This window comes from [Clostridium] aminophilum DSM 10710 (assembly GCF_000711825.1).
GTDB lineage: Bacteria > Bacillota > Clostridia > Lachnospirales > Lachnospiraceae > Clostridium_R > Clostridium_R aminophilum.
In genome coordinates, this window is the sequence record NZ_JONJ01000007.1 from 161,952 (window position 1) to 176,585 (window position 14,634).

General features: G+C 50.6%; 11 protein-coding genes. 1 reads left to right on the forward strand and 10 read right to left on the reverse strand.

The annotated features are described in order from the left end of the window. Nucleotides 1-357 precede the first annotated feature (357 nt). The 10 genes from BR86_RS0106550 to BR86_RS0106595 all read right to left on the reverse strand — a co-directional run bounded on the left by BR86_RS0106550 (nucleotide 358) and on the right by BR86_RS0106595 (nucleotide 13,988). The gene (locus tag BR86_RS0106550) at nucleotides 358-1,266 is read right to left on the reverse strand and encodes a LysR family transcriptional regulator (RefSeq protein WP_031472327.1); all 909 of its coding nucleotides are present in this window, start codon (nucleotides 1,264-1,266) and stop codon (nucleotides 358-360) included. Nucleotides 1,267-1,379: 113 nt separating this feature from the next. Next, a complete protein-coding gene (locus tag BR86_RS0106555; protein ID WP_051684639.1) occupies nucleotides 1,380-3,005 on the reverse strand; it encodes a glucose PTS transporter subunit IIA in 1,626 nt (541 codons plus the stop codon). Between the two features lie 22 nt (nucleotides 3,006-3,027). Beyond that, the gene (locus tag BR86_RS0106560) at nucleotides 3,028-4,299 is read right to left on the reverse strand and encodes a PP2C family protein-serine/threonine phosphatase (protein WP_051684640.1); all 1,272 of its coding nucleotides are present in this window, start codon (nucleotides 4,297-4,299) and stop codon (nucleotides 3,028-3,030) included. A 40-nt stretch (nucleotides 4,300-4,339) separates the two neighbouring features. Next, the gene (locus BR86_RS0106565; RefSeq protein WP_031472333.1) at nucleotides 4,340-4,708 is read right to left on the reverse strand and encodes a VOC family protein; all 369 of its coding nucleotides are present in this window, start codon (nucleotides 4,706-4,708) and stop codon (nucleotides 4,340-4,342) included. A gap of 59 nt (nucleotides 4,709-4,767) precedes the next feature. Beyond that, entirely contained in the window at nucleotides 4,768-6,246 is a 1,479-nt protein-coding gene (locus BR86_RS15180) for an HD domain-containing protein (protein ID WP_051684641.1), read from the reverse strand. 380 nt (nucleotides 6,247-6,626) lie between these two features. After that, nucleotides 6,627-7,067, reverse strand: a complete 441-nt coding sequence (locus BR86_RS0106575; RefSeq protein WP_031472337.1) for a GatB/YqeY domain-containing protein — start codon at nucleotides 7,065-7,067, stop codon at nucleotides 6,627-6,629. Nucleotides 7,068-7,167: 100 nt separating this feature from the next. Next, nucleotides 7,168-8,880: a GH3 auxin-responsive promoter family protein gene (locus BR86_RS0106580; RefSeq protein ID WP_031472339.1), complete on the reverse strand. Its 1,713-nt coding sequence runs from the start codon at nucleotides 8,878-8,880 to the stop codon at nucleotides 7,168-7,170. Nucleotides 8,881-9,084: 204 nt separating this feature from the next. Then, complete coding sequence (locus BR86_RS0106585) at nucleotides 9,085-10,812, reverse strand: amidohydrolase (protein ID WP_031472341.1); 1,728 nt, start codon at nucleotides 10,810-10,812, stop codon at nucleotides 9,085-9,087. A gap of 174 nt (nucleotides 10,813-10,986) precedes the next feature. Then, entirely contained in the window at nucleotides 10,987-12,180 is a 1,194-nt protein-coding gene (locus BR86_RS0106590; protein WP_031472343.1) for a Mur ligase family protein, read from the reverse strand. 5 nt (nucleotides 12,181-12,185) lie between these two features. Further along, nucleotides 12,186-13,988 (reverse strand): MATE family efflux transporter, encoded by a 1,803-nt coding sequence (locus tag BR86_RS0106595; RefSeq protein WP_031472345.1) that lies wholly within the window; start codon nucleotides 13,986-13,988, stop codon nucleotides 12,186-12,188. Between the two features lie 445 nt (nucleotides 13,989-14,433). Here BR86_RS0106595 and tnpA point away from each other — a divergent pair. Continuing rightward, nucleotides 14,434-14,634 (forward strand): IS66 family insertion sequence element accessory protein TnpA (gene tnpA, locus BR86_RS0106600; protein ID WP_031472347.1); only part of this gene is annotated, 201 nt, incomplete at its 3' end.

Consider the following 14,634-nt stretch of genomic DNA (forward strand, 5'->3'; position numbering starts at 1 on the left):
TCTGCGCGCCGCCTCGAATCACCGCGAGGTGACAGAACAAAGTCCGCAAGCGTACTTCGGCTCCCCCATCCCCTCAGTCCTGAGGGGAGCCCCGCGGACTTTGCGCGCCGCCGCTGGTCACCGTTAGGTGACAGCTTCCTTGGCGAAGCTCTTAGCGAGGTCTTTTCGAGCTTAGTGCGTGCCATGGAAATTCACTTAGCGAGGTTTTCTCGAGCTTAGTGAATTTGCTTACAGCGGCGTGCGCATCCTCGCGGAGCGTTTTTATTTCCTAGGGAATTTCGGAGAAATTTCCTAGGAAATAAAAAAAAGAGGGGGTCCGGATTCACTCCGAACCCCCCTCTTCGACGGATTTTCATTTCAAACCTGAAAATCTTTATAATTCTCCAGCCTGCTGATAAAATATTTTGCCATATCCGACAGTTCCCCCGATTTGCGGGTGATATATCCAAAGGTCAGCGGTTCCTCCTCCTTCAGCTTGACCGAGTGGATTCCGCTGGCGGACGCGCTGATGCCGAGCATTCCCGCGCCGACCGCGTAGGCATTCAGCCCGTTGATCATTTCCACCGAGGTAGCGCGCTCATTCACATGAATAATTTTCCGGTAATCATATGTGGCCAGCGCCTCCTCCCGGTAATAGAACGACGTATTGTCCCCCTGCGTAAAGATGATGCAGGGATAATCCTGAAGTTCCTCCAGCGAGACTTCCTTCCGGTCCGCCAGCGGATGACACCGGGCAAGATACGCGTAAGTGTCACGCTTAAAGATTTCATGGAACTTCAGGGAGGCATCGGAAAACGCCTTTTTAAATATGCGCTTGTTGAAATCACTGAACGCGATCAGACCGACCTCGCTCTTCATCGTCTTTACATCTTCGATAACCTGACTGGTCTGGGTCTCCCGGATGTAGAACTGGTATTCCTCCGGATCAAACGCCTTCACCGTATCGATAAACGCATCGACCGCAACGGCGTAATGCTGAAGGGATACGGAAAATGTCGCCCTCTCCGACCGGGAATTCAGATATTTTTCTTCCACCTTTTCAAACTGTTCCACTGCGCCCCGCGCATAGCCGATAAACGATGCTCCGGCTGCGGTCGTCACTACACCGCTGTGAACTCTCTCAAAAATCGCAAAACCAAGCTCTTTTTCCAGATCCTTCACCGCGCTGGACAGTCCCGGCTGAGAGACGTAAAGCCGGTCAGCCGCCTTTCGCATGGAACGTTCTTCATCGATGGCAATCACATACTTCAACTGTAAAATCGTCACTTGTTTCTCCAAAGCAATGCAAATAATTCAACACAAAATTACATCGTTTTCACTATAGCACAAAGTCTATCATTTCACTATAGTTTTTCTCTGCACCGCTCCGAAAAACGCAGTTAATTGCTCAGCACCGTTATGACGATCGGAGAGAGTCCGGCTTTCCGGATCTTGTCGAGATCGACTTCCATAACCGCCTGACCGGCGACAACATTCTCTCCCTCTTTCACCAACGGACAGAGTCCGTCTCCGTTCAGTGTAAAGGTGTCGATTCCGACCAGAAGAATGATCTCCATACCGTCATATGACCGGAATGTCAGCGCATGATTGGTATCGGCAATCTCAGACACCTCACCGTCAACCGGTGCAAGGATATGTCCGTTTTCCGGCATGATACCGATACATTTCCCGATTACACCGGATGAGAACATGATGTCCGGGATCTGGTTCATGGGAACCGTCTCTCCGTCCGCCGATGCCGCAATGGACAGTCCGGCCTGTCCATGTTCTTTTGCTCCTGTCAGCGGCATTCCCGCCTTCACGCTCCGCGGTTTTCTTCTGCTGAGACGGGCAAATGCCGATGACCGCCAGAAGGAAGCCTGATCCGCGGAAAGCAGATTCTCCGTATTCAGTTCTTCTTCCCGGTAGAACAGATTGGTAACCGCATATCCGCCCAGATAGCTGATCCCAAGACCGATCAGATAGAACAGAATGCTCCTCACGCTTCCGCCTTTTCCCGCCGTCATCATGAACGCGCCCAAAAGACCGGACGGTCCCCAGCCGGTGGAGGCCACCTGCGTCAGCATTGTAAATGCGCCGCCAAAACCGGCACCGAGTCCCGCGGTGAGAAACGGTCTTCCGAGAGGAAGCGTGACACCGTAGATCAACGGCTCACCGACTCCCATGAGTCCCGCAGGCAAAGCGCCGGCAATCACCGCACAGAAATCGATATTTCCGGCCTTTTTCGCCTTCTTCCAGAGCGCGAAAGCCGCTCCGACCTGTCCAGCTCCCGCCATGGCCAGTGCCGGGTAGAGCGTCACATATCCCAGCTCCTCCAGCTGTACGCTGTAAAGAGCGATCAGGCCGTGGTGCATGCCGGTGGCCACCAGCGGAAGAAAGCACGCCGCGGCGAGATAGCCGGAAATCGTTCGGATAAAAATATCCTGGGACAGGCATGCCCGCCCGAACAGCCAGACGATTCCTTCCGAGATATACCCGTACAGCGGCATAATCAGAACAATATACGGAATCAGGCAGACAATTATGGTGATTACCGGAGTAAAGACGACATCGACCGCCCTTGGCATCAGTGACCGGATTGCCTTTTCCACATTCGCGATCAGGATCGCGCCCACAATCACCGCCAGCACTCCGCCTTTTCCGCTTCGGAGAACGGAATCCAACGGGACCGCATCGTTATACAGTCCCAGAATGGAGGAAATGACATTGATCCCCTCCATGGACGTGATCATTCCGAGCATTCCGCCCAGGATCGGTGTGCCGCCGAACTGTTCGGATGCCCGATACCCCGCCCAGGCTGTCAGAAATGTCATGACAGACGCATTGATCATCGACAGAATCTGATAGATAAACTGCCAGACTCTCTTGTCGGCAAACCCCGGCACGGTCTGACTGATCAGAGATGCCACGCCGCCGCACAGTCCTGCGCAGATGATACCCGGAAGCAACGGGATGAAGATGTCTTCGATTGTTTTCAGCCCGTTTCGTAAACCGTGCTTTTTCATAGTACAACCTCCCGCTGTCTCTTCACACCGTTATCCCGTTCTTCCCGTGATAGCGCAGGAACAGCATCGTGATATCATCAAACTGCTCTGCACCGTCCACGAAGCGATTGATGTCATCCATCATGTTTTTCAGAACCTGCTCCGGCTCCGCGTCCGGTTCCCGGTTCAGCGCCTCGATCATGCGCTCCGGTCCGTACAGTTCGTTATTCCGGTTCGTCGCTTCCGCAACACCGTCCGTGTACACAAAGAAGCTGTCTCCCGGATCAAGGTGAAACTCATGCTGTTTGAATTTCAGTCCCTGCATGGTACCGACCGGCATCGAATGCTTATAGATCTCCAGCTCATAATCGCCGCCGGCCTTCCGAAGGGCCGGATGTTCATGGCCTGCATTCGCCGCAAATCCCTTTCCGGATGAAAGTTCCAGCGACGCTGCCCATACCGTGACAAAGAAATCCTCTTCATTGTTCTCACAGATCAGGTTGTTCGCATTCTCCAGCGCCTCCGACGGAGTCATCCCATTCTGAAGACCGTTTTTGATCAGAACGCGCGCCACCATCATCAGCAGCGCCGCCGGAACGCCCTTTCCGGAAACATCGGCAATGACAAGCCCGATATGATCGTCATCAATCATAAAAAAGTCGTAGAAGTCGCCGCCGACCTCCTTCGCGGGATTCATGCTGGCCGCCAGACTGAATTCCTTCCGCGTGGAAACGGGCGGACACAGTCTCGGAAGCTGACTGGCCTGGATCTTGCTGGCCATATCCAGTTCCGCGTCGATACGCTCTTTTTCCGCAGTCACCTTTTTGATCTGGTCAATGTAGAGAACCATCCGGGCCGACTGCTTGGCAAAGGATTCCGCCAGAACTTCAATTTCATCACCGGTCCGGTATACATCTTCCATCTTAAACTGCTGATGTCGGATGCCAAGGGACGCAACCCTTCTGGTAATGGTATTGAGCGGCTCAATGATCCGCCCGGTGATCGAATACGCCGAGATCATGCCGGCCGCGACAATGAAAACAACCAGAAGCAGAAGAATATTGCGGGCGTGAAACATCTCATTACGGAATTTGCTCACCGCCCCGCCCCGGATCTCTTCATTGCGATCCGGAAGGCCGTTCTCCTCATATTGCTGTTCCTGTGTCTCATAGGTTTCATCCACCAGCCGTTCCACCCTGTTGGACTGATATAAAAATACCGCCGTATAGGATGCAATGATCATGACAATCGTCACCAGCATCATGCTGAATATTTTATGCCGGATACCGCCGTTCATGAAAAAAAATGTTTTCACCTTTGCTGCCTCCCCCTCAGAAGTCATCCCGTGTATTGCATCAGATATGACAGAGATCGATCAGAAGACCGGTCGGAGAAATCAAAAAAACATATTTTCCGCAGGGCGGAGTATTGAGAATGAAATCCCCGGTCTCTCGAAATCCTTTCCCGATCAGATACTGATATGTTGCATCAAAATCATCGGTATTCATTCGAATCGCGGTGCAGTCCCTGTCACCCGGCATCCTCTCTGCCTCGATCACATCGACAGAAAATCCGTTGCAGTCTTTCATTCGGATTGCGTAGAAGGAAAATGTTCCCGATCCGTTGTTATCTGGAATCTGTTCAAATCCGAGTGCTTCAAACAGTTTGATTGCGCTGTATGCATCTTTTGAGATAATCTGCGGATAAAATGCGGTAATCTTCATTGGTGTTCCTCCTGTTCTTAATGCTCTGCCGCGGAATGGCGATGGATGATCCGACGGAGTTAAAACTCCAGCGTTTCCAGCCGGTCTGCCAGTTCTTTTGCCTGTTTCATATACCGGTCAATGAGTTCTCTGTCTTTTTCCGAAAGCTCCCGTTTCTTGTGAATCTTGTTGACCATGCGGACCGCACACAAAAGGGACGCTTTCTCCTTCACACATCCGAGTTTTTCCCCGTCATCGGTTCCGAAATAATCCTTCAGGAGTGAATCGAAAAACTTCACCGCGGTCTGGTAGGAGAAGCCCATGAACTTCTCGACCACAGACGGGTCATCCTCGCCCAGGACAACATAGAAATAATACAGATCGCTGAGTTCAATGATCGGATGTCCGGTGGAAAGCCGGTCCATATCGATCAGAAGCGGCTCCCCATTCTGCAGGAACACATTGTTCGTGTGAAAGTCTCCGTGGATCAGTGTCTTGGTATCCGGAAGCCGGTCGACCAGTTCCATGCACCGGTTTGCGAGCGCTTCGTCTTCTTTTCCGACGCCGCCCCGGATGTACATCCGGATCCGGTCTGCCGCCGGCGGAAAACAGTCATCCTCCGAGACCGTAATCCCGTGGATGGTCCGCGCAAGCTCAGCCATGATTTTTGCATATACGTCCACCTGACCGGGATCCTTTACGATAAATGACGAGATCGTCTCGGAGTCCAGAAGTTCATACATGGCGCCGTACCGCGATCCGACCGCCACAATTCCGAACGAGATCGCAGTCGGAATCCCCAGAACAAACGCTCTGCGGCTCTGGGAAATCTCATTTTCCACATCCCGGTAAGTATTGTTGTCATTGTAAACTTTGATGACGAGCTCGTCATCGTAACGGTACACTTCCCCTTTGGCGCCTTTTCCGATCTGCCGGCAGCCGTCGACCGAAACCTCACGATATTTTTTATATCGTGTCTTATCCCGGTCAAAGGTTCCCGGCCATATGAAATTGACATGCTTGATGTACTCTTTGAACGCACCGGTCTTATTCAGAGAGAGTTCGACCTGCTCCCCGATGGTGCGGTAATACCATTTCTGCATCTCCGGATCGTTCTGATGAAGGTCCTGCCAGATCTTTTCACCCTGCTCCGAATAAATGCCCGATAAGGACCGGATATTGGCCAGTTTATCGGCAAGCCACAGCATCTTGACGCCGATATCCTGACTGTTCTTCAAAATCTGAATCGACTGTTCTTTCCGTCTTTTCCATGATGAAATCGGCGGCTCATCCGGATAATCCTGCTCCGACTCGGAGGAAACCAGCATAGCCACCCGCTCGCCGAATCGCTTTTCGATCTCCAAGAGCGTTCCGTCCGTATCCTCCACGATGTCATGAAGAATTCCTGCAGTGATGATCTCCTCATCGTTGGTCATTGTGGAGAGAATCTGGGCCACCTCCAACGGATGAAGAATATATGGCCTCCCCCCGAATTTGCGCACTTTTCCCTGATGGAGAATGGTTGCATAAATGATTGCTTCCTCGATTTTATTCATCATATTGTTTTCCTCATTCTGACACAGGTCACCGGCAGGCTATCTCTGCCGCTTCTTTTTCGGTATCGTATTTCCGCTTTTCATTCTGATTTCGGTCCGATCCCTCAATTGTCTCCTCAATCCGGATGCCGTGTATGTTTTTGTCCGTAATGTATCATTACAGTCGTTATATTATCATTATAATTGTCAGATTGACCAAATGCAAGAAACCGGGGATCACCGATTTACGATGTTCCCCGGTTTTTACCTCATTTACGCAAGTAACAGGCCCAAGCCCACGCTTGCGTGAGGCCCTGGAGACTGCCGCGATAACGAGCGAGACTTGCGAAGCGTGTTTTGACTCGTTTACTCAGCTTAAACTTTCATTCACAGCACACAACAGATCATCTGCACAGTTCTGCGACGATCGCATTGATGACCTTGCCGTCGGCTTTTCCCTTTAACGCCGGCATGATTTCCTTCATAATCGCCCCTTTGTTCTTTGTTGCGATCACTTCCGAGAACTTCTCTTCAAGGAATGACCGGATCTCATCCTCCGTCATCATGGCCGGAGCGTATTCTTTGATGACGTCATATCGGAACTGGTATTCCGCCTTGAGTTCCGTACGGTCGTCCGGGCACGTGTCAATCTGCTCTTTCACGGTTTTGAGAGACTTCATGATGACCTGATCTACCAGCTCGTCACCGATACTGTCTCTGCATCCGGAATCGATTGCCGCTTTCTTCACATCGGAGATGATGGATGAGACAGCGTCTTTTCTCGCCTTATCTCTCGCCTTCATCGCCGCAACCATTGCCTTCTGCAGAACTTCAAATTTGCTCATGATGGTACCTTCTTTCTGAATATCGATCGAAAACTTTTCTTCCCTGTCTCAGTATAATCAGCCAAACTCAAAGAAACAAGAGGGGCTTTCCAAAGCAGGCTTATTCCTCCATCTCCTGCCTAAGTCCGAAGAAAAATTTTCTCTGCCGTTCATTCATGATGACGCGGACCGGCTTCAGCTGATTCAAAGACGACCCGCGCAGGACCATCATATCACGGTACAAAAGCGAAGTTTCCGGCTGAAGGAAATACACCTCCGGTTTGTCCAGCCACAGCTCTTTGTAGCAGTCAAGATACACCGGGTTCGCTTCAATCAGATTCCGGAAGATCGACTCCCGAAGGGCATCCATGTCAAATTTACTGATTTCCTTTCTCGGTTCAATCAAAAAATCGTACCGGTTCGGGGTAATGTCCGTATTCGGATACACCGTGAAATCCGCCAGCGGAATGTTCATTTCCTCCGCTGTTTTTTCCACCGCAATCTGCAGTGCTTTCTCGGTGGTCTTTTCTTCCGCGAGATTGATGGTCCGGTTTACACGGTACATAAACTGAACCTTCGGTGTCTTGTTATAGAAACCGGTGACTTTCACGGCATCGCTCATCCGATACCGGAAAAAACCGCTGAGATTCGTGATGATCAGCTCATAGATCCTTCCCTCTTCCAGTTTATCCATGGTGACACATTTGCTGAAGTCATCCCCCGCTTCAACCGGAAGAAACTCGACAAAGGCTGCGGAGGGAGCCAGAATGCTGTCAAAATCGTCGATTCCACTCGGAACGGACCATAAGCCTTCGGATGCGGTAATACCGGAATAGATGTTCTTAACACCGTCTCCCGCATAATGCTCCTTGATCTGACGGTCATAGATCTCGAAACCGTCTCCGCCAACTCCGACAAAATAGCAGAAATGCGGCCAGACTTTTTTCACCCACGGAAAATCCGTTCCGTTTTTGAAAACCTCCCGGAGTTCTGCCGCGCGTTCCGGCATCGGCTTTATTTTTTTCATCAGGCTTTCCCTGGAAGCCTCCGGCATCTCAATGTCTTCCGAGATGGTTCCCTTTTCGATGTCATCGATCAGAAGATCAATATTGTTCTCAATATAATGGAGAAACAGGATAATGACACTGTAGAAACCGGTGATCATTCCCCTGACCTCTTTATCCATCAGAGCAAAACGGGTGTGGATATATTTTGTATCCGCCCCTTCCTCGGGATTCAGACCCTCGATCGGAGAGGTGTATACCATGCGGATCATGGCATCCAATGCCTCTTTTCCGCCCTTGATATAATCCGCCATCTTGGAGGAAGCCTCGCCTACGGTCAATCCGCTCTTTAATGTCCGGTAATTTCCGCTGGAGGTACAAAATCCCCTTCCGTTCTTCCAGTCCGGGTCAAGACCCTCACTCATCAGTCCGTAAAGCAGATAATTGTTGTACTTTGCGAAGACATTTGCCTGTTCTGCGGTCATGGGAACCACTTTCGGCACACCGACCGTACCGGAGGTTTCATTGAAATGATCATACGAATATGCCGTCAGAACATTCTTTTCTCCCTCCATCATCCGCTCAAGATACGGTGCCAGATCATCGTAAACCACAACCGGAACCTTCTTCTGGTAATCCTCGATTGTATGAATATTGGCAAAATCGAATTTTCTGCCGTACTCGGTATCCTTGTTGTCCTGAAGAAGCTTCATCAGAAGCGCCGTGGTTCTCTCCATGGGGTTCCTGGTTTCTTCCCGAAACGCTTCCAGCACCTTTAACCCTTCCGCAGAATTTCTCTCATTTGCCTGATATGTCATGTTACCATCCATGATAATCCCCTCCTGCATTGATCTTCCAAAATGCCGCAATGTCAAAACTGCGCTTCCATTCCTGCCGTGTTCCTGATGCATCCCGATTCTGCTTCATGGGGTGCGATCCGGATATCGATCTGCCTTCCGAACAAATATATCTATTAAATTTGATACCATAAACCAATAATATTTACAAGTATCGCATCCTGATCTCCTCCGGTCCTATGCCTGATAAACCGGTTTTCCTTCGAAATACGTCGCCAGAACCTTCGTATTCCGAAGTTCCTCCAGAGAACAGTTCATGAAATCCCGGTCGACGATCACAAAATCCGCGGACTTTCCCGGGGTGATACTTCCGGTCACATCAGAGATTCCCAGCTGAATTGCTCCATTAATCGTATATGCTTTCAGACAGTTTTTCCGGTCGAGTCCCTCCGTCGGCGGCGGATAACACAGTCCCGCGCACGCTTTCTGGCCTCTCGCCTCGGCAAAAAACATCCCGATAAACGCATTGGCCGTTACCGGTTCCAGACAGCTGTCGCTTCCGAACGTCACCGTCACGCCGTTTTTGTTCGCGGTCGCCATGGGGAACTGGCGGTTAAACCGGTCTTCCCCAAGGGATTTCCGGGTAAATTCATCATTTTTCACCCAATGCGGCGTGGTCTGAAAGAAAATATCTCCCGCATCTGCCAGTTCGCGCATCTCCTGCGCACGGTACAGCTGATTATGCGCAATCGTCTTCCGGACCGTGTCCGAATCCGCCGCCTTCAGAACCGACAGAGCTCTCCGAACCGCCCGATCGCCGATGGCGTGAATATGAATGTGGAATCCCTCCTGCGCTGCCATGACAGCGGCCTGTTTCATATCGGGAAGCGAAATCATCTCACTTCCGCAGTTCTGAGGATCATCCGCGTATGGTTCATGGAGAAGTGCCGTATGTTCTTCGATCGTGCCGTCCGCAATCATTTTCAGGGTATTCGGATGTACATGTTCCGTCGAATAAAACTCTCTCTGATGCTTCATCAGCTTCAGGGCCTCGGAGGCTTTTATCCCGTCCTCCCCGCGGTATCCAAAGCTGGTACAGATGTGAAGGCACAGCGCACCCTCTTTATCCAGTTCCGACAGTTGAGAAAGAACGGCATCATCCTCCGAATCCACCGACATGGCGTCAAAGGCGGCGGTATATCCGTATGAGGCATACTCCCGGCACAGTTCCTTCAGAACGATTTTTACATCGGATTTCGTCTCCTTCATTAGGGCTTTGCATAGCATCATGGCGGGGATTTCGATTACGAGTCCGGTGGGATTTCCGTCCTCATCCCGGACAAAATAACTGTGTTCCCCCGGGTCTTTCGTATCCGAATCGATTCCCAGGGTTTCCATTGCTCTGCGGTTCAGAAGAAGCGCGTGACCGTCGTCACTGAAGACCACCACTTCCCGGTCGTCGATCACCCGATCGATATCATCTGCAGAAAATGTGCCCTGCGTCAGGTCCATTCCCATCGCCCGGAGGATGCCTTTCCCGGCATTTCCCGACGATTCTTCCTCTCCCGACACATCCTCACATCCCGCCGATTTCTCACATCCCGCCGTTTTCTCACACTCCGGTCCGTGTCCGTTTTCCTCCCTGTCCTCTCCTTGCGCTCTGAGAAGCGAAAGCAGCACATCACCCAATTCCTCCGGTTTGGTCTTGGGATCAATGTTGTACAGATTGAGAATATTTTTTTCCACCCCTGCCAGTATATGACAGTGTGAATCCACCAGCCCGGGTATGACGCATTGTCCCTGAAGATCCACGATATGCGGACAATCTGTCGCAATGTCATTTGCGCCTGCCGCAATGAATTTTCCATTCCGGATCACAAATGCCTCTGCCTCCGGCATCTCCGGATCCGAAGTGTAGATCCGACCATTGATATAAGCAGTTTCCTCTCCGCTCCATCTTCTCAACTGGTTTTCCCCCTTTTGTGAAGAATTCTGATCTATGATACCGTTTCAACAAGTCAGAATACGCATCGCTCCTCTCGCGGCAGTCGACAGGATCCCCTGCCCGTGCGGATTTCGCCTTGTTCCCAGCGCAATAAACCGCGTCTCATAAAAACATACTTCTCTTACTCCATGTATTCATTCTTCCCAGAACTCTTTCGTGTATTTTTCCGCGGCAAGAAGCTTATTGAGCCTCAGCATGCCGCAATAGCCGACAATCGCGAGTACCGGCTGCTTTGCCGTCTGAAGCAGATGGACCACCTGCTCATCGGACAGGATTTCCACCGATGAATGACCGGTGAAGTTTTTCCGGATGATCCGATCCAGATCTTCCGCGCAGTCCCCCAAAACACAGATCCTTTCGGCACGGCCGATGTTCCGGCAGGTCTCCGGATCCAGATCTTCCAGCCAGAGAAAATCCGGCGGATATTCATAGCACATGAAAAGTGTACATCTCGAAAGGGGCTCTGAAAGTTCCGAGCAGATTCTCTCCAGAGCAATCTGATTCTTGGCAAGCACAACCCTGATCTCGGAATCCGGTAGCGCGATCCGGTCGAAGCGGCCAAACGGCAGCTTATAATCCATAAAACAGTTAAAACTCTCCGGAAACAGCAGTCCCATGGCATACAATGCAGCTGCCGCTGCTGCCACATTTTCCAGATTGTATTTCATCGGGAGTTCAACCGTCATCTCATGGAAACTGCCATCGATTTCCACCGTATGTTCCGATAAAAGGCGGTACGGGATCAGTCTTTTGCCATGATACGCCTCCGCAAAACGGTCATAGAAATTCATGTCCCGGTTCAGACACAGAACACAGTCCGTCAATGCCGAAATCGCCCGAACAATCACTTTCGCGGTATGCTCCGCGCTGATCAGCCGCTCCACCTGATCTTTATACAGGTTTGTGAGCACGAGAACCTCCGGTTTCAACACGGTTGCCATCGGAAGCAGAAACAGTTCATCACATTCAACCACCGCAAAATCGTAATCAAGTTTCCCCACAGAATCACAGTGAAGTCCGAATGCGGTCGCAATACCCTCGGTTTTATTCGCGCCTTCCCGATTGGAAAAAACCCGGAATCCCCTCGTCCGGAGCATATGAACGATCATGCTGGTCGTCGTGGTCTTCCCGTTTGTTCCGCCGACCATGATCGTCCGAACGTCTCCGCTCACTCTCTGAAGAAAATCCGGACATTTTTTCAGAATGTATTCTCCGGGAAGTACGGTTCCTCCGCACCCGGCCTCGTTCTGATTTTTGCGAATCTCTTTTGCCTTCCGGATAATGTCCGGCAGTCTTTCCTCTGTGTTGGATGGAATCTGATTCATCATAGCGTTTAATGACTCCTTCCGTTTCTTTTCTTTTTTTCAATATGAATCGTCAGAACATTCAATCCCAATATGTTCTGATACTCGATTTCCTCTGCCATCTGATATACCAGCCGGATTCCCGCCCCCTTCACGAGATCCGCCGGATCAAGAATCTCCGATCGCTCCGCCGGATCAAACGGAACGCAGTCATCCTTGATTCGCAGAATTACCTCGTCATTCTTATGAACAACACGGATATCCACCGAATGATGCTCCCGGTCTTTGGTAAATCCGTGCTCCACAACATTTGACGCCATTTCTTCCAGAAACAGTCCGGAGAAAAATGAAGTCCTGCGGTCAATCCCCCTGCTGAGACAAAAGTCGATCACCGTCTGCGAGACTCTGATCACTTCATCAACGCTTCGAACAGAAATATCAATCCGGGCATCTTCCGGTGCGCCGAAGTCCTCCGGAATCACCATGAGCTGTTCTAAATTTCGTGGAAATGCTTTGCGCTGAATACAGGAATACAGCACAATCACTGTGAAACAGACGACACCGTTGAGCGGATAAGCCCAATATATGCCGCTCATGCCCAGCGGCCGGATCAGAATCGCGGAGAAGAACGCCACGCTGGCAACACCTTCCAGAAATGCGAGAATATGGCTTAATCCGTCTTTCCCGGAAGTCTGCGCGTAACAGGAGAATTGCATGCGAAAAACGCTCAGCGGGAACAGCAGCGGAAGGATGCGGAACCCCTTGACCGTCATCTCAAAGACCGGATCGGATGGATCACGATAAAACAGTCTGGTCAGCGGCACGGCAAATAGGATCATAAGCGCCGCGATGACCGTGATCACCGGTATGCATCGGAACAGTCCCACGCGCATGACATCCGTCAGAGATTTCCGGTCTTCCTCGCCAATGCTGACACTCATCAGCATGCGGGCCACCTGTATCATGCCGAACGGAATGATTCCGACCATGATCATCACTGCCTGGGTTGCCGCATACGCGGACAGTCCGGCTGACCCGACATACATTACAATAAGCGCATTCAGGATAAAGCCGAGCACAGCCTGATAGCCATCAATCACGGAACCGGAAAAGCCGGTTTTCATGATCCGCCAGACATCGGAAAGCTTTAATCCCGAAAAAGACAGTTGAAAAAGAGTCTTCCTGGAGAAATACGGCTTCAGTTCGATCATCAGGAAGATCCACATCCCAATGGAAGGTGCAAGGCCGAGGCCAAACTCTCCCATCCGGAACACGACCACAAACAGATAATTCAACACCAGACTTACAGAAAGAAATGCCACGCTGGCAGCGCTTGTGTACTTCATCTTGTTTTCCAGCGACAGAAACGCCGTAAGCTGTTGTCCCATAACGGTCGGAAAAAGGCCGACGGCGACGCCGCAAATATACCGGTCCAACGATTTCTGCATCGCCGGATCCGGCGTCAGGATCCCGGTCCAGCCGAAAAGGATCACCATGAAAAGAAAGAAAATCGCTGCGGCGGAGAATCCCGTTGTGATCAGGACATCGATGGAAAAGATCCTTCCGGTTTCTTCCATCTCATTTCGCCCCATGAATTTGCCGCACAGAATCTGTGATCCAATGACAAACATCAGACTGACCGCGATCACAAACTCGTCGAACGGAGCGTACAATCCCAGAGCGCCCATTGCCTCTCTTCCGACGTAATTGCCGGCAAACAGACTCGAAATGATCTCATTGATCGACGATAGAACGATCAGCAGAATCTGATATGGAAGCAGCCGGAAAAACTGCCTGGTCAAAAGTTGATAATCCGAACGATTGTGTTCCATTTGTTTATGCCTCATACGATTTCTCTGGATTTTCCTGATTGGATTTCCCCGATCGGATTTCCTCGATCGGATTTCCTCGATCGGATTTCCGGGGATGACAGTCTCTGCCCCCCGATATTCTCCTGCGTTCCGTCCAAAGATTCTGTACTCCGTCTCGTAAAAAGAACATGATCAGTTTAATCTTTTAATAACATAATCGCACGGATATGTATGAAAAACAAGTTATGTCTTTTTCTCGTCACAATTATGTCTTTATCGGAAATCCGTATGCAGACTCTGTGCACCGCTGTTCAGCCACATTTTGCGCTTTTCTTATACTTTGATCGTAAACGGTAAATAGTCGGTGCCGTGATACGGCATCTCGGCCATGAGATAATTATTCTGTCACTTTCAAAACTTGAAAAAGTTGGTGTCAACTTTTCCCAGTTTTCACAGGAGGTTTCTCATGGATACTCAATTAGCTACTTCCCAGATTCGTTTGCAGAACTGGGTTGCTATCATCAGGGATCAGAAATCCAGCGGACTCACGATCAAAGACTATTGCCAGGAACACGATCTTTCCCAAAACGCGTATTACTACTGGCTTCGAAAAAGCCGACGTGCCGCATTGCAGGCAACAGACATCTCTTTTACAGAGGTTCCGGTT

Coding starts and splice junctions, on each gene's coding strand:
- BR86_RS0106555 (WP_051684639.1), bottom strand. CDS start 3,005: ATGAAAAAGCACGGTTTACGAAACGGGCTGAAAACAATCGAAGACATC.
- BR86_RS0106565 (WP_031472333.1), bottom strand. CDS start 4,708: ATGAAGATTACCGCATTTTATCCGCAGATTATCTCAAAAGATGCATAC.
- BR86_RS15180 (WP_051684641.1), bottom strand. CDS start 6,246: ATGATGAATAAAATCGAGGAAGCAATCATTTATGCAACCATTCTCCAT.
- BR86_RS0106575 (WP_031472337.1), bottom strand. CDS start 7,067: ATGAGCAAATTTGAAGTTCTGCAGAAGGCAATGGTTGCGGCGATGAAG.
- BR86_RS0106580 (WP_031472339.1), bottom strand. CDS start 8,880: ATGGATGGTAACATGACATATCAGGCAAATGAGAGAAATTCTGCGGAA.
- BR86_RS0106590 (WP_031472343.1), bottom strand. CDS start 12,180: ATGATGAATCAGATTCCATCCAACACAGAGGAAAGACTGCCGGACATT.
- BR86_RS0106595 (WP_031472345.1), bottom strand. CDS start 13,988: ATGGAACACAATCGTTCGGATTATCAACTTTTGACCAGGCAGTTTTTC.